The sequence below is a fragment of the Streptomyces sp. NPDC058051 genome (assembly GCF_042885475.1).
Lineage (GTDB): Bacteria > Actinomycetota > Actinomycetes > Streptomycetales > Streptomycetaceae > Streptomyces.
Genome location: NZ_JBHVRW010000010.1, coordinates 178,646 through 200,231, shown reverse-complemented (window position 1 = coordinate 200,231; position 21,586 = coordinate 178,646). Strand labels below are relative to the sequence as shown.

Genomic DNA, 21,586 nt, shown 5'->3' with positions numbered 1-21,586 from the left:
TCGTCGCAGCCGGCCATCGGCTCCGCCCGACGTTAGCCGCACTACGAACCCTCTCTTCACCTCAACATGCCTTATGTGAGCCCGAATTGAGGATCTGCATACCGTCAGTGTCAGTGCGAGGATGTCGGGGCCTGGCCGTCCCGACGCAATCCAGCGCGGCTCGACCTCTTCATGCTCGCGACGCGCCTCTCGCCGGTGGCCGGCCCCCTGCGCCTGCCCGACGGGGACTCCCCGCACCGCGCGGTGATGCGGGGAATCACCCAGCACAACACGCAGGAGGCGCCGGCCCGGCTGGTCCCGTAGCACCGCGTCGGCCACATACGTCTCGCTCCTGCCGCTGCCTGCGTCGACGGCCGGTCACCCGTGACGGGCGGCCGGCCGTCGCATTCTCGAACTCGACAGTGCCGTCATCGCTCTTCGACGTTCACGAACAGGCTGATCGACAACCGACTCCGGAACCGGTCGGCAGTCACTGTTCCCTGAGACCCACGAAGCCCCGCGTTCGGCTCCTCAGCCGAGCGCCTCCACCAAGGGGGACGGGTCGGCCATGAGGAAGAGGTGCCCCTGCCCGGGCAGGGTCCGCAGGGTCGAGCCGGGGATACGGTCGTGGGCCCAACGAGCCACCTCCACGGGGACGTTGCCGTCGCTCGTGCCGTGCAGGAACGTCACCGGAGGGCGCAGCGTCGACAGCGGTTCGGGCAGCGTCCGGGCGTAGCGGCGCAGGTCGGCCACGGCGGCGTCGCCGCCCTGCTCCTTGGCGCCCAGGGCATCCGCGGCCGACCACTCCTTGCAGACCGGGTCGGTCATGACCGCCTGGTCGGCGGGCGGCCACGCGGAGACGCTGGATCCGCGTGCGAAGCGGAAGATCCCGCTGCCGGTGACCATGGCCCGGGCGACGCGCGGGGCACGGGCGGCGACGCGGTAGAGGAGCGTCACGAGCGGGATGCGGCGGGCGAGGAGTTCGGCGGGGGCGCCGGGAATCATGCCGCAGGCGAGAACGAGGCGTTCCACCCGGTCCGGGTGGCGCTGGGCGGCGGCGATGGCGTATCCGCCGCCGCCGGAGAAGCCGACGAGTGCGGCGCCCGGGGCGCCGAGCGCGTCGAGCAGGTCGACGAAGTCGGCGTCCCAGGAGTGGAATCCGTTGTCGGGGGCGGGTGAGGTGCGTCCGTAGCCGGGGCGGTCCGGTACGACGACGTGGAGGCCGGCGGCGCGGGCCGGGGCGTCGAGGGCGAGCCCCTCGTACCGGCTGCCCGGGGTGCCGTGGACGACGACCGCGAGTCGGCCGTCGGGGTCGCCGTAGGAGCAGTATCCGATGGTGCGGCCCTGGGCCGTGGTGACGTGATGGGTCGGGGGCAGCGGGCGGGCGTCGGTGTCAGGCATCCGGATTCCCCGGGGCCGGTGTGGTCGCGGCGAGGTGTTCGATGCCGGAGACGAGGATGTCGAGCCCGAGGGCGAAGCGACGTACGGGGTCGTGGTGGCGGGCGAAGACGGACGCCTCACGGCGCGCGGACGGCAGGTCGGCGAACTCGAACTCGCCGCGGCCCAGGCGGATGGCGACGTGCCCGGTGACGAAGTCGTGAACGGTGGCGTAGGCGTAGGCGGCGCTCTCCTCGTCCAGGCCGGCCGAGCGCAGGGCGGCGACGACACGGTGTGCGACGTCGTCCGCGCCCGGGGCTTCGAGGGCCGCGTGGCGGTGCGACTCCAGCACGAGCGGGTGGCGCAGCAGCAGGGCACGCAGTTCCCCGGCGAAGGTGCGCAGGACACCCTGCCAGGTGGCGGGCCAGTGGACCGTGGTGGCGACCGAGCCGACGAGGTCCTCAATGAGTGCCCGGTGCAGCGCCTCGATGCCGCCGAAGGCGCGGTGCACCGACATCGGGGACACCTCAAGGCGTGCTGCGACTGCGCGGAAGGACACCCGGTCGAGCCCGTCGGCGTCGGCGATCTCGGTTGCCGCCCGCATGATCTGCGCGGTCGTCACCGCCCGCGGACGGCCCGGCTTCCTGCCAGTGCCTGTGTCGTCTACCATGCCCACACAATATCGATACGCGTAACGAAACTGCAAGGCGGCCCGATGACCCACCTGCACCACCTCAGCGCGCTGGACCTGGCGGCGGCGATCGCCCGCCGCGACGTCTCGGTCCCCGAGGTCGTCGACCACTTCCTCGACCGCGCCGACCACGACACCGTGGGCGCGTTCACGACCGTCGCCCACGCCCACGCCCGGGCCGCCGCCGTGGCAGCGCAACGCCGTCTCGACCGGACCGGACCCGCCGCGCTGCCACGGCTCTTCGGGGTTCCGGTGGGGATCAAGGACCTGGAGGCGACGCGCGGGATCCGCACCACCCTCGGGTCGTCGCTCTTCGCCGACTGGGTACCGGACCACGACGACGAGATCGTGGGCCTCCTGCGCGAGCAGGGTCTGGTCGACATCGGCAAGACCACCACTCCGGAGTTCGGCGCCGCCTGCTATACCGAGCCCGACGTGGCACCGCCCTCGCGCAGCCCCTTCGCACCCGCGCTGTCAGCGGCCGGGAGCAGCGGCGGCTCCGCGGCCGCGGTCGGCGCCCGGCTCGTCCCGCTCGCCCAGGGCAGCGACACCGCCGGGTCGCTGCGCTCGCCCGCGTCCGCCTGCGGGATCGTGGGACTCAAGCCCAGCCGCGGCCGCGTCACCATGGGCCCCACAGCCGGTGACGGAATCGGCCTGACGACGAAAGGGCCTCTGGCCCGGACCGTCCGCGACACAGCCGCCCTGCTGGACACCATGGCCGCCCGCCCCGGTTCCGGCACGGTACGGCCCGCTCCGGGCGCGGGCTTCCTGGAAGCCTGCGGCGAAGGACGCCGAGGGCTGGTGGTGGCACTCGCGCACGGCTCGGTGTCCGGTGCCCCGGAGGCCCCCGAGGTCGCCGCGGCCCTCGACGGCGCCGCCACCGCGCTCACCGGCCTCGGCCATCACGTGGAGCGGCTGGACCAGCCCCTCGACGACGAACTGACCTCGGCGTTCACCACCGTCTTCAGCGCCCTGGCCGGCACCAAGCCGGTGCCCGGCGACGCGGAGGCGGCGCTGCGACCCGTCGTGCGGCATCTGCGGGCCCGCGCCGCCGTCACCGACTCCGGCATGCTGGCCGCCGCGCTCAACACGCTCCAGGTACGGGCCCGTGTCTGGGCCGCCCGGTACGCGCACGCCGACCTCGTCCTCAGCTCGACGATCACCCGGCTCCCGGCCCGGGTCGGCGAGCTGCGCAACGACGCCGATCCGGAGCGGGAACTGCGCGCCATGACACGGTTCACCGGCAACACGATCCTCGCCAACGCCACCGGATTCCCCGCGATCAGCCTTCCGCTGGGCTGGACCGGCGAGGGCGTGCCCATCGGCATCACCCTCACCGCGGGCTGGGGCCAGGAGGAACTGCTCCTCGACGCGGCGGCCCAACTGGAGGAAGCCCTGCCCTGGTCACACCGGCTGCCTCCGGCAGACGGACGCGCACGAGTGCGGTCATGAGCCCGTCCGCCACGGCGGCCCTGGAAGTCCAGGCCCCGCCCGCGGTCCCGCTTCGCGTGGGCGATCCCCCGTGTGGCGTCGCTGACGCTCGTGCCGGTCAGATCGGTGAGGGGCCGGAGCGTGGATGACGCAGGTGACGGCCATGGCTCATGAGGCCACTCGCGCACCCGGCGCACCGGTGCCGGGGTGGGCCAGGCCGAGGTGGTCGCGCAGGGTCGTGCCCGCGTACTCGGTGCGGTACACGCCGCGCTCCTGCAGCAGCGGGACCACGGTGTCGGCGAAGACGTCCAGTCCGCCGGGGGTGATGTGCGGAGCGAGGATGAAGCCGTCGCCCACGTCGGCCTGGACGAAGTCGTTGATGGTCTCGGCGACCGTGGTCGGGGAGCCGACGAAAGTCTGGCGGTTGCCTGTCTCGATGACCAGGTCGCGGATCGACCACTTACGGGCAGCCGCGAGCTCCCGCCACTCCCGGGCGACGGCCAGCGGGTCGCGGTACATCCGTACCTGGGCGCGGCCGCGGGCGATGGTGTGCTCGCCCGGATCGGGGTCGATGTCGGGAAGCGGGCCGTCCGGGTCGTAGGCGGACAGGTCGCGGTTCCAGACGAACTCCAGGTGCTTGATCGCGGTGGCCCCGCTGACCTGCTTGCGGCGCACCTCGCGGGCCAGTTCCTCGGCGTCGGCGTCCGTATCACCGATGACGAAGGTCGCGGCGGGCAGGATCAGCAGCTGGTCGCGGGTGCGGCCGTGGCCGGCGAGGCGGCCCTTGACGTCCGCGTAGAACGCTTGGCCTTCCTTGAGGGTGCTGTACCGGCTGAAGATCGCGTCCGCGCTCGCCGCGGCGAACTCGCGCCCTTCGTCGGAGTCACCCGCCTGGAAGATCACCGGACGGCCCTGCGGACTGCGCGGGACGTTGAACTGCCCCTCGATGTCGAAGTGCTGCCCCTTGTGCACGAAGGCTCCGGCCCGCGCGTCCCGGAGGAACGTTCCGCTCTGCTGGTCGGCGACGATCTCGTCGCCGTGCCACGCGTCGAAGAGTTCGTTCGCGGTGGCCAGGAACTCCTTGGCCCGTGAGTACCGCTCCTCCTGCGGGAGGAAGCCGCCGCGGCGGAAGTTCTCCCCGGTGAAGGCGTCCCACGAGGTGACGACGTTCCATGCCGCGCGCCCGCCCGAGAGGTGATCGAGGCTGGCGAACTGGCGGGCCACCTCGTAGGGCTCGTTGAACGTGGAGTTGATGGTGCCGGTCAGGCCGAGGTGCTCGGTGACGGCGGCGAGGGCGGACAGCACCGTGAAGGTGTCGGGGCGTCCCACCACGTCCAAGTCGTATATCCGGCCGCCCTGTTCGCGCAGCCGAAGCCCCTCGGCGAGGAACAGGAAGTCGAACCTGGCCCGTTCGGCAGTGCGCGCGAAGTGCGCGAACGAGCTGAACTCGACGTGGCTGCCGGCCTCGGGGTCGCTCCACACGGTGGTGTTGTTGACCCCGGGGAAGTGGGCCGCGAGATGGATCTGCTTGAGCGGCTTGCCGGTGTCCTTGCTGGTGCTCATGTCGGTGGTCCCTCCGGCTCAGGCGTTGGCGTAGCGGTTGGCGGGGCGGGAGAGTCCGAGCAGCCCGCGCAGGGTGTCGGCCTCGTAGGCATGCCGGAAGGCGCTGCGGCGCTGCAGTTCGGGCACCAGGCCACGGGTGATCGCGTTGAGGTCGTGGCCGATCACGGCGGGGCGCAGCCGGAAGCCGGAGAGTCCGGCCCGCTGCCACTCCAGGAGCAGATCCGCCAGCTGAGCGGGCGTGCCCGTGAACACGGGCGCGTCACTGGTGTACGCGTAGCCCGCGAGGCCGTCCAGGCGGGCCCGGCGGGCCGCCGCCGCCGCGGGGTCGTCGTCGAGGAACACCACCAGGTCACCGAAGAGGTGCAGCGGTTCCTCCGCACGCCCGGCCACGGCCTGTTCGCGGCGGATCTCGTCGACGACGGCACGTGCCTGGTCTGCGTCGTGCGGGGTGACGTAGCCGATGTCGGCGGACCGGGCCACCAGTTGGAACGGGACGCTCTGGTGCGCCAGAGCGCTGACGACCGGCTGCCCCTGCGGTGGCCGGGGCGTGATCGAGGGGCCCTTGACGCTGAAGTGTCGGCCCACGAAGTCGATGTAGTGCAGCTTGTCGCGGTCGACGAAACGGCCTGTGGCGGAATCGCGGATCTCCGCGGAGTCCTCCCAGCTGTCCCACAGGCGGCGCACCGCCTCGACGTAGTCGCCGGCCTCCTCGAAGAGTTCGGCGATCAACTCCTGTACGGCAGGGCTGTCCAGGTCTTCGATGCGGACACCCGGAATCGCACGGCGCCCGAAGTGGGCCGCCTCGTTCCGCCGCGCCGACACCTGGATCCGCAGGCCCGCGCGTCCGTTGCTCACGTAGTCGAGGGTGGCGATCGCCTTGGAGATGTGGAACGGCTCGGTGTGGGTGGGGACCACGGTCGGTACGAGCCCTATGTGCCGGGTCAGCGGGGCCACACGGGCGGCGATGAGCACCGCGTCGAGCCGCCCCCGCACCTGATCGGTACGGCCGTCGGGTTCCGCGAAGTGCGAGCTCTGGAGCCCGAGCGCGTCCTCGATCGTCACGAAGTCGAGCAGGCCGCGCTCGGCCTCCGTGATGACGTCGGCCCAGTACGGAGCAGTGAGCAGGTCCCCGGGACGGGCCACCGGCTCACGCCATGCGGCCGGGTGCCAGCCCGCGCCGTCGAGCGCGACGGCCAGGTGGAGCGAAGAGGACAGCGAGGAATTCAGCGAAGAAGACGAGGACACGAGAGGGGTGCCTTCCTGATCGACCGTACGTGATCACCGTCCCTCGTCCGGAGGGTTCGGCGGCGGGAGAGCGGTCAGGAACAACAGAGCGCGGCGGCCACGCGCTGCAGGTCGATGTGAGGCCGGGAGCACAGGTGGAGGCGTCGTCGCGGGGCGATAACCCTGACCAGCAGGCGGGACACGGGTGCCACGACCGTCACCTCCGCCCTTCCGTCTCGGCGGACCCGAGGGTTCGGCCCGCATCGCGCTTGCGGAACCCGGACGGGCTCCGCCTGGTCATCACCTGGAGCACCCCACCGCGCAGGAGGGTTGCCGGTCAGCAAGCCAGGGCTTGACGCTGACACTCATGACCTGCCCGGAACGCTACGTGGGGCGGCAGCCTCGCGCAATGTCCGGCAGGCATGGTCATGCTCACATCGCCACGACGCACAACAACACGGCTACGCCGAATGTTCCGTCAGACCGGCCCGGCTGCCGACTCGTTCGGACCGGGGTCGAAGCCACGCCCCTTCTTGACAGGGGCATGCTTCTCTTGATTGCCTTCCCGGCATGCATCCGGGAGTTCTTCTGACGGCGCGACGCCATGTCGACCTGGTGAGGCACGCCTCCAGCCTGTGTAGCTCCCGGGCAGCCTGTGCCGTCATCACGCACACGTCGTAGTCCCGCGTCGACAGCTCCCTTGTCGGCCAACACATGTGTCGCTGCTCCGGCAGGCGCTCCCCGGGCATTTCCACGATCCGACAGGCGCAGCCCCTCGTCCCTGTCCTGGCCATTCTCCCTGCCCTGGTCATCGTCCCCGTCCTGGTCATCGTCCCTTCCTGACGCATGACGACCTCGGTACAGCTGTCCAAGAGCTCTCAGTGATCGCCTGAGGTTCTCTGTTTCGCCTCCGCACCGGTTTCGCCTCGGCAGCCAACCGTGGTGCGGACCTGCTCGGCGCATCCCCCGCCTCTTGTCCTCCGCCCATGTGCACGGCCCGGCGCCAGGGCCGGACGTGCCCTCAGACGTGCCCTCGTCCGTATCGCGTATTCCCAGGAGACCCGCATGACCTTCGCCGTCCCCGCCCGTTCACGGCTGCGCACCGCGCTGGCCGCTGCCGTCACCGCTGCGGTGGTCGCCGCAGCGGGCGCGGCTCCCGCAAGCGCCACCGGCTCGGTCTTCGCTCCGGCGCCGCCCCACAACCCGTACACCGGACCGGACGGCACTGCCACCATGCACGGGGACACCGCGTCCTCGGACACCACGCCGCTGGCCGGGCCGGGGCCCGGCACGCTCACCTCGGATCGGGTGGCCCTGGCGTCCGCCTGCCCGACCGTGCTGGTCGGGTCCGACGGCTATCCTGTGGCGTTGTGCACGCCCATCTTCGGGCAGGTCCCCACGGTCCACCTGCTGGACCCGGACGACGGCGGCTCGATCGCCGAACTCGCCCTCACCAAGGGCTCGCTGCTGGGTGGCGTCTACGCGTACATCGACCAGAACGACCGCCTGGTGGTGGTGGACGGCAGCAGGTCGCTCCTGCGGGTCGGCCATCACCGGAACACGGACGGCGACTGGACGCTGACCGTCGACCAGAGCCTGTCCCTGACCTCCGAGATACCGCAGGACGACGCGGTGACCGGACTCTCGCCGGACTGGCAGGGGCGTGTCTGGTTCGCGACCGGCGAAGGGCTGGTGGGCACCGCCGACGACCGCACCGGCACGGTCCGCACCCTGCCACTGCCCGGTGGGGAGAAAGTGGCGAACAGCATCTCCACCTCGCCCCGGGGCACCGTCGTCACCACGACCCGGGCCACGTATCTGCTGACCGCCGGCGCGGACGGCACCCCGCGCGTCTCCTGGCGGCAGGAGTACGACCGCGGTTCGGCACGCAAGCCGGGGCAGCTCAGCTGGGGCAGCGGCTCCACACCCACGTTCTTCGGACCGGGTGACGGCACGGACTATGTCACCGTCGTGGACAACGCCGACAGCCAGGTGAAACTCCAGGTCTACAGGACGGAGACCGGTGAGCGGATCTGCTCGACACCGGTCCTGCTGGCCGGCGGTGCGGGCAGCGAGAACTCCCCGATCGGCGTGGGCCGCAGCGTCTTCGTGGCCAGCACCTACGGCTATCCGTATCCGGCGGTACCGGACGGCGCCGGGGACAGCGTGCCCGCGTCGGCGGACTTCACCGGTGGCCTGACCAGGGTGGACGTCCGGGCCGACGGCTCAGGCTGCGACCTGGTGTGGGACAACGCACTGCGGTCGGCTGCGGTGCCCAAGCTGTCGCTGGCGGACGGCAAGCTGCACACGGTACTGCGCGACCCGTTGATTCCCGGCACGTCCGGCACCACCCTGCTCGACCCCTACCGCTACGCCGAGATCGACCCGGCCACCGGGAAGGTCACCCGCAGCTCCCAGGTCGGCATCGGCTCGCTGTACGACACCCTCCAGATGGCGGGGACAGCAGCACCGGGTGGGGTCTATTACCAGGGAACGGTGACGGGCATTCTGCGTATCACCACCAAGTGACGGACACCGTGCGCGGCTTCGTCGAGGTCGCGCACTTCCCCTGAGATGCCAGGACTGCCGAGGGGCGGTCACGCCGTGTACGTCGCGGCCGGCTCGGTATCCATCCCCTACTGGACGGGCGCGGTCAGCGAATCTCGGCGAGACCTGACCGTCGACGACCGCGGGTGCCCGGCCGCCGGGACGCGTTGTCCCGGCGGCCGAGGCCGCTGTCACCGGCCCGTGAGCAGGGCTGCCACCGCGTGTGCCGTGGCCGGGTGGCGGGCCATCAGGTCCGCGCTGCCGGGTGCCTGGCCGGCCGGGGCCCACGGGGCGTCGCAGCCCAGTAGCTCCGCCAGCGCGTCGCAGGTCGCCGGGTGGGCCGGGAGCAGCGCCACCCCACGGGGCGGTGCGTCGGCCGGTGTCCAGCCGTCCGCGCACCCCAGCAGCTCCGCGACCGCGTCACAGGTCGCAGGATGGGCGGGGAGCAGCGCCACGCCACCGCCGGCGCGGTCGGCGGCCGGGGCCGCGGCCGGTCGTTGCCGCCACGGCGGTGTCCAGGAGTCCAGGGCCGCGAGCCGCGCCGGAAAGATCCGTCCGGCCTCGCGGATGAGCAGCGGGGCGAGCTCCGCGCCGTTCGACCGCAGCGTGGTGATCAGGGTCGGCAGCCACGGCAGCAGCACATCGTCCGGAAGTCTGCCGAACGCGTTCGACACGGCCTCCACCACCACGCCGGCCAGGCCCGGCACCGGCTCCAGTGCGTGCACGAAACCGCTGAGGTAGCGCGGGTAGGAGGGCACCACCAGCGGGTTGGCCAGCAGTTCGTCGCAGCGGGTCCGCAGCTGCTCCCGGGACAGGGTGCCGAGCTGGACCTGTGCCGCCCACAGCAGCGCCGTCTTCGCCGGGTCCTGCGGGTGCGACTGGGCGACGGCCAGTTCCAGCTGGGTCCGGTCGCAGCCCAGCGAGAGCGCCAGGCTCTCCATGCTGAACAGGAAGCCCAGCATCGCCGCCACGTGCCGGACGCCGGCGTGCTCGTCGGTGAAGGCCGTCGGCAGCAGGGTGCAGTAGTGGGCGTACCCGGTCCTGACGAAGGACTCGATCCACGGGGGCAGTTCGGGCTCGTTGGTGCGGTAGTACGCGAGCAGTCCGCGGACCCGGCGCAGCACCTCGGGTGCCCCGTCCACGGTGCGCTCGGTCGCGAGGACCTCAAGTGCGCGTGTGCCCAGTTCATCGGCGAGGCGTCGCTGGCCGGCGAGATGGAGTGTCGCGTCCTCGACCGCGGCCAGCACGTCCGCGGTCGTCGTCTGCGGTCCGTACGCGGCACGCCGCAGCCTCTGCTCCAGCACCTGTTCGAGACTCACGCCTTCGTAGCCGAGTTCGATGAGTGCCCGCTGATGGGTGCCGAGCGCCAGGTCCCACGATTCCTGGATCGAGCGCTCACCCAGCCGTCGTTCGCCCATGACAGGCCGTGCTGCGCCGGGCGGCATCAGCCTGCGCAGCATCCAGAGCACGTCCGAGCAGGCCCGCAGTTGCGGGCTGGACGCCATGTCCAGCAGTGCCCGGCGTACCCCGCGCTGCTGGAGGTTGAGCTCCAGTGGTGCCAGCCGGTCGTGGACGTCGCGGGCGAGGGGCGGCAGCGCGTCGTAGCCGACCTGGCCGATGCGGTCGCCGCCCATCATGATCTCGACGAGGCGGCGTACGTCCCGCCGTCCGGGGACGGTGTCCTTCTCGATGCAGGTGATCGCCGCATCCTGGAAGTCGTACGGCGTCGGCTTGGCCCGGTCCCTCATGCCGGCGAGCAGGATCGACGTCTCGAAGACGGCGATGGCGTCGGCGGTCGAGGCGAGGTATCCGTTGCGGCGCGCGGCCCGGGTGATGTCCACGGACCAGCCGAGCAGTTCGGCCTCGTCCAGGGTGTCGAGGACCGGTGGCCGGCTCAGGAAGCCGGAGAGCTGATCCTTCGGGGCGGCGGGTGTGACGGCGGCAACGGGTGCGACGGCCTTCGTGGGGCGCGCCTTCTTCGTACCGGCCTGCCCCTCCAGGCGGTACGGCTTCACGCGGGTGCGTCCGAGGTTCTTCGCCCACTGCGTCGCGGCGATCGACACCGAGCCGGAAGCGAGGCCGAACTGCGCCTCGATCGCGGCATGGCTGGACGGGATCAGGCCGTACTGCCAGGTCGTGGCGGTGCGTGGAGAGATCGTGAAGCGGTCGGCGCCGTGCACGCCGAACTCCTCGACGCGGGCGGCGGCGTGGAACGCGCCGCAGACGTACAGGCAGTCGGCCGCGTCGGTACCGGTCGTGGTCAGGTGCTCGCGCATCCGGGTCCACATGTATCGCTCGCGGTCCTCGTCCACGCGTACGCGGTCGGCGTCGCCGGGGGCGAGCCGCCGGAACAGGCTGCCGATGAGGAACATGACCTGGCGGTAGGTGTCGTGGTCGCTGTCGCCCAGCGGCACCTCGACGTACTGGTGCCACCACTCCGACCAGTGCCGTACCTTCCCGTGGCGCAGCAGATGCTCCTCCAGTTCGGCGAAGCGCGGGCGCAGGTCGCCGATCTCGACGCCGACGGCCTCGCCGTGGAGCGCGGCCTCGGCGGGCTCCGTCCTGGGGCCCGTCGTGTCCTCGCCGGCCTGTTCCCCGGCCTGTTCGTGGCGGGCGTCCCACTGGAAGACGTGGTCGGAGGAACGGTCCACGAGGACCAGTTCCACGCCAGGTGTGTCGAGGGCGTAGGCGATGGCCTGGTATTCGGCGGATGCTTCCGTGATCGGCGCGACGACCGACAGAGGGGCCCACTCGGGCGGGAAGGTGTCGGTGTCGCTCGCGAACGCCTGCACCGCGACCGGCAGCCGGCAGTTGCGCAGCTCGGTGAGGAGCGGGGCCATGTCCTCGCACAGCTCCAGGTAGACGACCTTGGGCTGTTTCTCGCGCAGCCGACGGGCCATGGCGAGCGCCGAGGCGGGTGAGTGGTGGCAGACGGGGAAGATCTCCAGTGGTTCGCGGGCAGCTCGGTCGACGTCGTCGACCATGCCCAGCAGGATGCCCTCCAGGGCGTCGGGCCCGTCGGCGAACCGGGCTGCGGCTTCGTGCAGTTGACCCCGCAGGGCGCCGAAGGGCGGCGCGTCGGCTGTGCGGATCGCCGCGATCGCCGCGATCGGCGCGGGGGTCGGCGCGGGGTTCTCGGAGGCTTCGCTCATGACAGCTTCGCGATCGCGTCGCGGCCACCCTCCAGGAACTCGGGCCAGGAGCCGCCTTCCTCCTTGCCGCGCGGTTCCACGACGCCGTGCAGGTACTTGCTGAGAATGGCCAGGTCCTCGGGCTCACGGCGGGCGAGGGAGCCGACCAGCGAGGCGGCGAGGTTACGGGCGGTCAGGGTGCGTTCGCCGAAGAAGTTGCCGTGCAGGACGGCGTCCTCCAGCACACCGATCTGCTCGGCGGTGGACAGTGCGGACTCCAGCTTCTCGTCGTCGCTGCCCGCCGCGGCGGCCGAGGCGCGCAGATCGGCGAAACTCTGCAGGAGGACGTCGAGGAGGGTGGGCGGCACCTCCAGCTCGATCCGGTGCCGACGCAGCAGCTCCTCGGTGCGGAAGCGGACGATCTCGGCCTCGCTCTTCTTGTTCGTCACAACGGGTATGCGGACGAAGTTGAAGCGGCGCTTGAGTGCGGAGGAGAGGTCGTTGACGCCCCGGTCACGGCTGTTGGCGGTGGCGATGATGGAGAATCCGGGCTTGGCGAAGACGATGTTGTCGCCGCCGCCGTCGCTCTCCAGTTCGGGGACGGAGATGTACTTCTCGGAGAGGATCGAGATCAGCGCGTCCTGTACGTCGCTGGTGGAGCGGGTCAGCTCCTCGAAACGGCCGATGGCTCCGGCCTCCATGGCGGTCATGATCGGCGAGGGGATCATGGATTCCCGCGACTGGCCCTTGGCGATGACCATGGACACGTTCCAGGAGTACTTGATGTGGTCCTCGGTGGTGCCGGCCGTGCCCTGGACGACCATGGTGGAGTTGCGGCAGATCGCCGCCGAGAGGAGCTCGGCCAGCCAGCTCTTGCCCGTACCGGGGTCGCCGATGAGCAGCAGGCCCCGGTCGGAGGCGAGGGTGACGATGGAACGCTCGACGAAGCTCCGGTCGCCGAACCACTTCTGTGTCACCTCGCGGTCCAGGCCGTCGGCGCGCTCGGAGCCGAGGATGAACAGGCGGACCATCTTCGGGGACAGGCGCCAGGAGAACGGCTTGGGGTTGTCGTCGACGGACTCCAGCCAGTCGAGTTCCTCGGCGTACTTGGTCTCGGCGGGAGCGCGGAGCAGGTCGGACATGGTAAGGGCCTTTCCGGACAGGTGATGGGTGCGGGGCGCGGACTCCGGCGGGCGGCTGCCCTCTTCGCCAGGGCGGTGGGCGGCCGGGCCGGGGCGCCTCAGGTGAGGAACGTCTTGAGTTCGTGCACGAGCTTGTTGATGTGGCCGGAGACCACCGGGGTGCCGAGGGCCTTGAACCGCTCGCGGAACCAGGGGTTGACCTGCTGCCGTCCGGAACTGGTCACCGAGCCGACGGGAATGAATCTCACACCGGAGCGGTGGACCGCCTCGATGCCCTCGAACAGCGGCTGGGAGCGGTCGAACTCGTAGAAGTCGGAGATCCACACCATGACGGTGTTCTTCGGCTCGGCGATCTTCGGCCGGGCCATGGCCATCGCCACCGGACCGTCGTTGCCACCGCCGAGGTTGGTGCGCAGCAGTACGTCGAACGGGTCGTGCACCCAGGGGGTGAGGTCGATCGAGCGGGTGTCGTACGCGATGAGGTGGACGTCCACCTTCGGCAGCCCCGCGAAGATCGACGCGAGGATCGTGCAGTTGACCATCGAGTCGACCATGGAGCCCGACTGGTCCACGACGACGATCAGCCGCTGGGGTGTGGTCCGGCGGACGGTGTGCCGGTAGTACAGGCGGTCGACGTAGAGCCGTTCCTCCTCCGGGCTCCAGTTGGTGAGGTTCTTCCAGATGGTGCGGTCGAGATCGAGGTTGCGGAAGACGCGCTTGGGCGGGACCGAGCGGTCCAGCTCACCGACGGTGGCCTTCTCCACCTGTGTGCGCAGCACTCCGGCGACCTCGTCCACGTAACGCCGGATGAGGGACTTGGCGTTGGCCAGGGCGATGCCGGAGAGGTTGCCCTTGTCGCGGAGCAGCTGCTCGATCAGGGACATGCTCGGGGTGAGCCGGGCGGCCAGCGCCGGGTCGGCCAGTACCTCGCGCAGGTGCATGCGGCGCACCAGGTCGGCCTCGATGGCGCCGAGTTCGGGCCCCAGGCCGTTGCCGGTGATGCCCGCTCCGGCGGACGGTCCGCCGGGTGGGCAGCCGAGCGCGCGCTCGAACCAGCCCTTGTCTGACTGCCAGCGGGCCAGTTGACCGGCGGAGACCGTGCCGGTGCCGGTGGCGAAGACGTTGAGCAGCAGCTTCGACGCGAGCGCGGCGCGCCGCACCTCGGCGGCACGGTCGCGCGCGCCGTCCTCTTCGGGCTCCGGGGTCATCAGGCCGTCGAACTCGTCGGCCAGTTCCGGGTGGCGCTGGACGACGGAGTCGACGGACGTGGCCGGATCCAGCAGCGCGGACGGCAGGCCGATGTCCTCGACGACGGCGAGGCTCGCCGATTCCAGCGCGGTCTGCTCCTCGTGGTCGAAGAGCCGGGCCAGGAGCCGCCAGTAGAGGACCTGCCGGCGGTTTTCGCCGGGGTCCGGCCCGGCGGGCGGCGGGCCCGCGGGTACGGTGCCGCCTCCAGGAGTGTGGTCGGTCATTTCCGCAGCAGCCTTCCGGCTCGTTCGCGCAGGACGGCGACGGAGTCGGTGGCAGCCTTCTCGGCCCGGGCACCGGCCTTGTCGGTGGTGCCGCCTGCCCAGGCGCCCGCGTGGACGGCGACGGTCTTCTTCCGCACGGTCGTCTCGACGGCCACCGGCTGGAGGACGAACTCCCCGGCGTCCCAGCGGAGCAGTCCCACGCACGCGCCGGACGCGGCGACGGCCTCCGGGGTGAGAGGGCCCGCGGCCGGGGTGCGGTCGGTGTCGACGGCCAGCCGGTGCCCGGCGAGGACGAATGTCAGCGGCCCGTCGTCCTCCTGCTCAACCGTGTACCCCTCCAGCAGGACGGGTACGGCGATCCGGGCGGGGTGGCGGTCCAGCGGGGCGGTCACCGGGTCGGTCGCGGTGGACAGGATCACCCGGGCCGTCGCGAACGGGTCGGCCGACTCGCCCGCGCGGGCCCGCTCGTCGTCCCAGACGAGGTCGCCCTCTGCGGTGACGGGCATGGCGTCGAGCTCCATGGAGCGGCCCTCACCGACAGCGGTGAGCAGCGACATGCGGGGGCGGAGCAGCTGCCACAGTCCTGCACCGATGACGGTGTCGGGCTTCGGCGCGGACACCGAGGCCCGTACCAGGCGCGGCGCCGTGCCGTCGGCGGGCTCGAACACGGCGTGGACCTGGGCCTGCACAGCGGTCGCGTGCTCCTGCACGTCGACGCCGAGCGGCAGCAGGCGGCCGGTGGCGGTGGACATGGCCGGGGTGCGGGCGGCACCGGGCAGGGTGAGGAGCAGCCCGCGCGACCACAGGTCGGCCCAGCGGCGCTCCGGAACGCGCTCCAGCGCGGCTCCCGGGCAGGATGCGGCGAGTTCGGCGGCGAAGCCGTCGAACAGCGTCGCCTGCCGCCGCAGCAGCGGGTCGGACAGCATCGCGGAGACCACGGGCGCGGCACCGGTGATCAGTTCGTGGTCGATGCCCTGCCAGCCGGCGCGGGCCAGGTCGCACAGCCAGGCTCGGGCAGCGGCGAGCACGTTCACGGCGTGCTCCTCCGCGTCGGCAGCGGGAGCGGTCTCCCCGGCGCGCGGCCGTCCGGTGACGTCCCCCGCACGGGCCGCCAGCGCGTCGTGGACGGAACCCATGAGGGCGGTGCGGGCAGCGGCGAGCGCGACGAAGTGGTCCTCCCCGGCGGCGCCGGCCGCCGCCTTCTCGACTGCCTCGGCGACCCGCGAGGCCAACGGCGTTCCCGCGACGGCGTCCGCGAGCGCGGCCAGGAGCGCGGCCTGTTCGGGCTGCGGGCGGAGCAGTCCGGCGACAAGTACGCCGTCGAAGGCGTCCACGGCCGCGAGCGCCTCGTCGAGTCCGTCGACGGGGTCGAAGAGCAGGTCCGTACGCATCAGGCCACCGCCCTCGTCGGCGGGAACCAGTGCATCTCGGGCAGCGGTGCGGTGGCCGGCTCCAGTTCGAGGTAGGCCAGGTGCCGCAGGAACCGGCTGAAGACCGGTGCGGCGGCCGAGGTGTCTCCCTGCGCGGGACGCGTGCCGGCCATCATCGAGACGAGCCCGGGGGCGTCAAGCTCCCCGTCGGGTGTCTCGGCCTTCAGGTACCGGGCGACGCGCCCGGCGCCGTACTGGAGGACGGCCTCGCCGACGAGCGCGCGGATGTGGTTGCAGAACGTGCCGCGCGCACCTCCGCACGGGCGGTTGTTGTTGGTGCTGCACGCGAACGCGTACGTTCCGGCGGCGATCGAGGACACATACACGCGGCCTGTGTCGGATCCGCTGGACACCACGCCCTGCAACCGCCCGTCGGCCAGCTCCACGAACGGTACTTTGGCAAGTTTCCGCGGCCGTGCGGGCGGTACCACCCGCACCGTGCTCGACCTCTCCCAGACTGTCAACGCGCCTCTCCCATGCATGCCAGAAAAAAGGGGGTGTTCACGCCGACGCGGCGCAACATGAACGAACCTACCGTCGCCCACTGACAACGGCCTTAAGCATCAACACCACTTGGGAGACGGAGCAGGGCGGGGCGGCGTGTGGAGTGGGGCCCGCACGGGATCGGGTCACGCCGGTGTCTGTACCCGGCCTCTCACTTCACCGCGGGCGCCGGCCCCTCGGCGCCCTCCGTGTACCGCCCCTCACGCCGCCGCAGGACGAAGTCGGCGTCGGCGGTCTCCCCGGCCCTCAAGAGCGTGCGGTGCGCCAGCGGATGCAGGCCGGGCGCCGAGGCGACGACGCCGAGGTGTCCTTCGGGCAGTCCCGAGATGGCGTATCTGCCCCGGTCGTCGGTGATGGTGGTGACCAGCCGCCGCCCCTGGCCGTCCAGCACGATCACCGCCGCTCCGGGCACGGGCCCCTGTTCGCGCTCCCGTACGGCTCCGACGAGCACGGGAACCGGTTCACCGAAGTGGTGTGGATGGACCGGCAAGGCCGTGGGAACCGGCGTCTCGACGGCCGGATCGTCCACCGGAGGCTCGGCGACCGTGCTGCCGTCGGACGCGCGCCGGTGGCGCCAGTAGTCGACAGCGAGGAGCCCCGCGCCGAGGGCGATCCAGGCGCAGAGCACAAGGATCGGCTTGAGCGTGCCGGCGCCGTCGAAGTACAGGAAGCCGCGCAGCGCGTCGACCGCGTTCGCAAGCGGCATGACGGCATGCACGTGCTGGTAGAAGCGCGGCATGAGCGGGCTGGGGACCGCTCCGCCGCTCGTCGGGATCGACATGACGATGAAGAGCGTCATTCCCACCGCGGGAAGGTACTGGCGGGCGAAGGGCGCGAGACCGGACGTCGTCGCGGCCACCGCCGTGGTCAGCAGGAACGCGACGGCCATCACGGCGGGCTGTGCGTGCAGGTATCCGAGCCCGGCCCCGACGCCGTAGCCGACCACGCTGAACACCGCCGCGACGACCGCTGTGGCCATCAGCTTGCGGCGGCGGTCGAAGCCGACGGCACGCAGCAGTGTCGTGGCGAGGATGTAGGCGGGAATGTTCCAGGCGATGGCGAAGTAGACCGCGGTCGAACCGAGCAGGTCCTTGCTCGTGGTGGGTGCCACGTCCTTCACCACGAGGCCGGGCTCTCCGCCGGACACCTTCGCGAAGGCGGTCACGAGCACCTGCTCCAGGGAGGCCCCGTTGGCCTTCGCGACGTAGAGCACGGAGCGGTGACCGTCGGTGGCATAACCCGCGTAGGCGTCGCGGTCGAGCACCGCCTGCCGTGCCTGGCGTTCGCCCCGCACGGTCGAGACGTCGAAGCCGCCGGGGTGTTGCCGCCCCAGCTCCCCGCCGACGCGATCCGCGTCCGCGGTCCCGGCAACCGCCACCCGCACGTGGTGCGGCTCGGGCGCGTGCAGGGCGGGAGCGAAGAAGAACAGGATCCCCAGGAACAGGACCGCGGGGAACCAGGCCGCCTCGGCCAAGGTCTTCGCCGTCGCCCCACGCCTTCGCGTGCCGCTCTCCACCGTGTCGCGCTCCGTTCCCACCGCTGTTGATGTACCGATCGGCACAGAAACAATGAGTGGACGATACATGTACCTTCCGGTACATTCAAAAGGTGCCCCGTCCGATCAACACCGAGAAGCGCGCCGAACTGCTCGGCGAGGTGGTGCGGTACATCGAGCGCCACGGTCTCGCGAACCTCTCGCTGACCCCGCTCGCCGAGGAGATCGGCACGACGAAGCGGATGCTCCTGTACTACTTCGGGAGCCGTGAGAACCTCTTGGCACGCGCCCTGGCCGCGAGCCGCCCCGACGCCCACGCCCTGTTCGACGGCGTCACGAGCACCCGGGAGCTGCGCCGGTCGGCCCGCGCCCTGTGGGAGGCGATCACCGTCGGCGAGCAGGCCGGCCCGGTCAGGATGCTGCTCCAGCTGCTCAGCCTGGCCGCGACTCATCCGGAACAGTACGGGGAGCTGGCCGCCGACACCGTCGACGTCATGATCGGTCCGGTGGCGGACGCCTTCGTGCGCCTCGGCACCCCCGAACGGCAGGCGCGCGCACGCGCCACCCTCGTGGTCTCGGGTCTGCGCGGACTGTGCCAGGACCGCCTGGTCACCGGCGACGCGGCCCGTACCGACGCGGCCGCACGCCTCCTGATCGACGCGGCGATCCACTCACCGCCCCACGACGCCTGAGGGACACGCGAGGAGTCACACGCTCGAACGGCAACGGGCGGTGCGGAACAGCGTGGGGGCGCACGATCGTTCCGCACGCCCCGACCTGTGCGCTGCGGCGGACGGCATACCGAAGAATTCCGCGGCGGTGTGGAAGAAGGGGGCCGGCTGATCCCTGCCCGGCGTCGTGGTCCGGGCAGGGATCAGCGGGTGGGTCTGCTCAGGGGGTGCGTGGCCCTGGGCGGTTGTGCTGTGTGGCGGTGCCGCGTGGTCAGTTGACCGTGATGGACCCGGCGTACGCGACGTCCCTCGCCGAGGTGCCGACGTAGACCTCGACCCTTCCTGTGGGGGTGACCCAGCGGTTCACGGTCTCGTCCCAGTAGGACAGGGCGCGGCGGCTGATCCCGACCTCGACCGTCGTGCGCTCCCCCGGCTCAAGGCCCACCCGGGCGAATCCGGCCAGCGTCCTGGCGGGGGTGTCCACGGGGGTGGGCAGGTGTCCGAGGTAGACCTGGACCACATCGGCACCGGGGCGCCTGCCGGTGTTGCGGACCTCCACACTGACGTGGCCCGCGGTGTCGCCGCGGCCCCGGCTGGTCACCCGGGCGTTGCGGTGACTGAAGGTGGTGTAGGACAGGCCGTGGCCGAAGGGGAACAGCGGCTCGGCCCGGTGCTTGTCGTACCACTTGTAGCCGATGTAGATGCCTTCGTCGTAGGTGATGCTGCCGTAGGCGCCGTCGTTCTTCCCGCCGGTGTAGGTGGATGGGCCCTGCTTCTCGTCGGCGGGGAAGGTGACGGGCAGGCGGCCACCGGGTTCGGCGTCCCCGTAGAGGACGTTGGCGATGCTGGTGCCGGTGGCAGCGCCCTGGTACCACGCCTGCAGGACGCTCCTGACCTTGCCGAGCCACGGCATGAGCATCGGACCGGACGTGTTCAGGACGACGACGGTGTGGGGGTTGGCCGCGGCGACGGCGTCGATGAGCTGGTTCTGGTCACCCGGCAGCGCCAGGTCGTCGCGGTCGATGGCCTCGCCGGTGTAGTTGTTGACGAAGACCACGGCGACATCGGCCTTCTTCGCGGTGGCGACGGCGTCGGGAATGAGCGATCGGGGCTGCCAGCACAGCTTCATGCTGGGCCCGTTGAAGCCGACGTCCTTCGTCGAGTACTCGACGGTGATGTCGACGCTCGTGCCGCCGGTGAGTCGGACGACTCCGCCCAGGGCGCATTCCTTGGGGCCGAAGAAGGAGTCCCACACGAAGCGGGAGTCGTCGAAGACGGTCCTGCCGTCGATGACGAGCTTGGCGGCACCGGACAGCAGGGTGCTGAAGCGGATCAGGCCGCTGTGCGGGACGGCCAGGCGTCCGGTCCATCGCGCCGACCACTTCGCGGGCAGGTTGCCGACCGGATTGCCCCAGCGGAAGTCGACGCCGGCGGTGGTCGTGGTGGCCAGCGCCTGGCCGGACAGATCCTCGCCGGCGAAGAACTCGGCCTTCAGGCCGGGCGTGCCGTCCGGGGTGGTGAACACATCACCGGGAACGACCGGCAGAGCCACGTCGCCGAGACTTCCCTGGGAGAACAGGACGTTGGAGGCACCAACCTTCGCCCTGATGGCGTCGACAGCGGTCGTGAACTCTCCCGGGTCGACGTACGAGGAGCCTTCGACGCCGGTCATCGCGTCCTTGCCGGCCGGGCCGATGACCGCGACGGTCTTCTTCTTCGGCAGCGGCAGCAGGTCGCTCCTGTTCTTCAGCAGGACGGTGGCCTGCTCGCCGGTGATCCGGGCGAGGGTGTGGTGGGCGTCGCTGGTGACGACGTCGGCGGGGGTGGTGGGCACCGGGTTGTCGTAGGTGCCGGAGGCGAACAGGGCGTACAGGATGCGCCGGGCCGCATCGCGTGTGCGGTCCTCGGGGATGCGGCCGTCGGTGAAGGCGTCCTTGGGGGTGTCGGGGGTCAGCGCCGCGGAGTCGACGCCGTTCTTGATGGCCTCGACGCGGTCGGCCCACGGGTAGAAGTCGGTGCCCAGGTAGCCCTTGAGGCCCAGGTCGTTCTTGAGCGCGCTGATGATGTGTGGGTCCTGGCAGGCGAACACGCCGTTCACCTGCGGATAGGAGCCCATGATCGACAAGGCGCCGCCGTCGCGGATCGTGTGCTCGAAGGCCGGGTAGTACACCTCGCGCAGGGCCCGCTCGGACACCTTCACGTCGAGGGAGTTGCGGCCCTCTTCCTGGTTGTAGACCGTGAAGTGCTTGACCTGGGCGATGACGTCGTTGTTCTGGAAGCCCCTGGTGACGGCGGCGCCGATCAGGCCGTTGACCAAGGGGTCCTCACCGTACGACTCGGACTCGCGGCCGTTGCGCGGATTGCGGTCGATGTCGACGGTCGGGCCGAGCAGCACGTTCCATCCCTTGCCGCGGGCCTCGGCTCCGATCGCGGAGCCGTACTTCTCGGCCAGGTCGGTGTCGAAGGTGGCTGCCAGGGCGTTGGGCGCGGGGAAGGCGGTGACACCGGTGTCGCCGCGCAGTCCGTCGGAGGCGTCCACCCGCGTCATGGCCGGAATGCCGAGGTGCTCCAGCGGCTGGAACTCGGCTGCCTCGACGGCGGTGACCAGGAGAACCTGCTCGTCGAAGGTCATGGAATCGAGCAGGGCGTCGGCTCGGCGGGCCGGCGACTTGCCCTGGTCGCGCCAGGGCTCGGCCCCAGACGCGCTGGCCGGGACGGTGCGGGCAGCGGCTGCGGCTGGGGTGGGGAGGCCCGCGGTCGTCACCGCGGTTCCTCCCAGAACGGCTACGGATACGGCGACGGCTTCGCGCCGGGTCATTCCTCCGGGACGGGTCATGTCACGCTCTCCTAGGGGCGGGAGGGGGGCTGGATCACGGGTGGTGCGGGCCTCGGCCTCGGCCGTCGTCCCCTCGGACGAGTCCAGATGGTG

17 protein-coding genes and 1 riboswitch are annotated in these 21,586 nt (G+C 71.3%); of the genes, 5 read left to right on the top strand and 12 right to left on the bottom strand.

Annotation, left to right across the window (positions count from 1 at the left end):
* Positions 1–171: 171 nt before the first annotated feature.
* On the top strand, positions 172–303 hold the full coding sequence (locus ACFVUT_RS18340; protein WP_389649447.1) for a hypothetical protein: 132 nt from the start codon (positions 172–174) through the stop codon (positions 301–303).
* A 207-nt stretch (positions 304–510) separates the two neighbouring features.
* Here the strand turns inward: ACFVUT_RS18340 and ACFVUT_RS18335 are convergent, their stop codons facing one another.
* Positions 511–1,380 (bottom strand): alpha/beta fold hydrolase, encoded by an 870-nt coding sequence (locus ACFVUT_RS18335; RefSeq protein ID WP_389649449.1) that lies wholly within the window; start codon positions 1,378–1,380, stop codon positions 511–513.
* The gene (locus ACFVUT_RS18330) at positions 1,373–2,026 is read right to left on the bottom strand and encodes a TetR/AcrR family transcriptional regulator (RefSeq protein ID WP_389649452.1); all 654 of its coding nucleotides are present in this window, start codon (positions 2,024–2,026) and stop codon (positions 1,373–1,375) included. Before ACFVUT_RS18330 ends, ACFVUT_RS18335 begins: the two co-directional genes overlap by 8 nt.
* A gap of 45 nt (positions 2,027–2,071) precedes the next feature.
* On the opposite strand from ACFVUT_RS18330, the gene ACFVUT_RS18325 reads away from it, so the two are divergent.
* Positions 2,072–3,499 carry an amidase gene (locus tag ACFVUT_RS18325; RefSeq protein ID WP_389649455.1) on the top strand — a complete coding sequence of 476 codons (1,428 nt, stop codon included), beginning with the start codon at positions 2,072–2,074 and terminating at the stop codon, positions 3,497–3,499.
* A gap of 147 nt (positions 3,500–3,646) precedes the next feature.
* Here the strand turns inward: ACFVUT_RS18325 and ACFVUT_RS18320 are convergent, their stop codons facing one another.
* The 3 genes from ACFVUT_RS18320 to ACFVUT_RS18310 form a co-directional block, all read right to left on the bottom strand.
* Positions 3,647–5,041: an NtaA/DmoA family FMN-dependent monooxygenase gene (locus tag ACFVUT_RS18320; protein WP_389649458.1), complete on the bottom strand. Its 1,395-nt coding sequence runs from the start codon at positions 5,039–5,041 to the stop codon at positions 3,647–3,649.
* An 18-nt stretch (positions 5,042–5,059) separates the two neighbouring features.
* Positions 5,060–6,268, bottom strand: a complete 1,209-nt coding sequence (locus ACFVUT_RS18315) for an LLM class flavin-dependent oxidoreductase (RefSeq protein WP_389649877.1) — start codon at positions 6,266–6,268, stop codon at positions 5,060–5,062.
* A 92-nt stretch (positions 6,269–6,360) separates the two neighbouring features.
* Entirely contained in the window at positions 6,361–6,468 is a 108-nt protein-coding gene (locus ACFVUT_RS18310) for a putative leader peptide (RefSeq protein ID WP_389670999.1), read from the bottom strand.
* 57 nt (positions 6,469–6,525) lie between these two features.
* A riboswitch (SAM riboswitch) is annotated at positions 6,526–6,638 on the bottom strand.
* A gap of 197 nt (positions 6,639–6,835) precedes the next feature.
* Here ACFVUT_RS18310 and ACFVUT_RS18305 point away from each other — a divergent pair.
* Together ACFVUT_RS18305 and ACFVUT_RS18300 are read left to right on the top strand one after the other, a co-directional pair.
* A complete protein-coding gene (locus ACFVUT_RS18305) occupies positions 6,836–6,946 on the top strand; it encodes a putative leader peptide (protein WP_389649463.1) in 111 nt (36 codons plus the stop codon).
* 384 nt (positions 6,947–7,330) lie between these two features.
* On the top strand, positions 7,331–8,794 hold the full coding sequence (locus ACFVUT_RS18300; RefSeq protein ID WP_389649466.1) for a hypothetical protein: 1,464 nt from the start codon (positions 7,331–7,333) through the stop codon (positions 8,792–8,794).
* Between the two features lie 209 nt (positions 8,795–9,003).
* Here ACFVUT_RS18300 and ACFVUT_RS18295 read toward each other — a convergent pair whose 3' ends face one another.
* The 6 genes from ACFVUT_RS18295 to ACFVUT_RS18270 all read right to left on the bottom strand — a co-directional run bounded on the left by ACFVUT_RS18295 (position 9,004) and on the right by ACFVUT_RS18270 (position 18,028).
* The gene (locus ACFVUT_RS18295; protein WP_389649469.1) at positions 9,004–11,964 is read right to left on the bottom strand and encodes a hypothetical protein; all 2,961 of its coding nucleotides are present in this window, start codon (positions 11,962–11,964) and stop codon (positions 9,004–9,006) included.
* Positions 11,961–13,085 carry an AAA family ATPase gene (locus ACFVUT_RS18290; protein WP_389649472.1) on the bottom strand — a complete coding sequence of 375 codons (1,125 nt, stop codon included), beginning with the start codon at positions 13,083–13,085 and terminating at the stop codon, positions 11,961–11,963. Before ACFVUT_RS18290 ends, ACFVUT_RS18295 begins: the two co-directional genes overlap by 4 nt.
* A gap of 98 nt (positions 13,086–13,183) precedes the next feature.
* Positions 13,184–14,557: a VWA domain-containing protein gene (locus tag ACFVUT_RS18285; RefSeq protein WP_389649475.1), complete on the bottom strand. Its 1,374-nt coding sequence runs from the start codon at positions 14,555–14,557 to the stop codon at positions 13,184–13,186.
* A complete protein-coding gene (locus ACFVUT_RS18280; protein ID WP_389649881.1) occupies positions 14,554–15,978 on the bottom strand; it encodes a hypothetical protein in 1,425 nt (474 codons plus the stop codon). The genes ACFVUT_RS18285 and ACFVUT_RS18280 overlap by 4 nt, the downstream gene beginning before the upstream one ends.
* The gene (locus ACFVUT_RS18275) at positions 15,948–16,469 is read right to left on the bottom strand and encodes a hypothetical protein (protein WP_389649478.1); all 522 of its coding nucleotides are present in this window, start codon (positions 16,467–16,469) and stop codon (positions 15,948–15,950) included. The genes ACFVUT_RS18280 and ACFVUT_RS18275 overlap by 31 nt, the downstream gene beginning before the upstream one ends.
* Before the next feature lie 173 nt (positions 16,470–16,642).
* Positions 16,643–18,028 carry a carboxypeptidase regulatory-like domain-containing protein gene (locus tag ACFVUT_RS18270; RefSeq protein ID WP_389649481.1) on the bottom strand — a complete coding sequence of 462 codons (1,386 nt, stop codon included), beginning with the start codon at positions 18,026–18,028 and terminating at the stop codon, positions 16,643–16,645.
* Positions 18,029–18,099: 71 nt separating this feature from the next.
* On the opposite strand from ACFVUT_RS18270, the gene ACFVUT_RS18265 reads away from it, so the two are divergent.
* Positions 18,100–18,678 (top strand): TetR family transcriptional regulator, encoded by a 579-nt coding sequence (locus ACFVUT_RS18265; RefSeq protein WP_389649483.1) that lies wholly within the window; start codon positions 18,100–18,102, stop codon positions 18,676–18,678.
* A 250-nt stretch (positions 18,679–18,928) separates the two neighbouring features.
* On the opposite strand, the gene ACFVUT_RS18260 is transcribed toward ACFVUT_RS18265, so the two are convergent.
* Positions 18,929–21,493 (bottom strand): glycoside hydrolase family 3 C-terminal domain-containing protein, encoded by a 2,565-nt coding sequence (locus ACFVUT_RS18260; RefSeq protein WP_389649486.1) that lies wholly within the window; start codon positions 21,491–21,493, stop codon positions 18,929–18,931.
* Positions 21,494–21,586 lie beyond the last annotated feature (93 nt).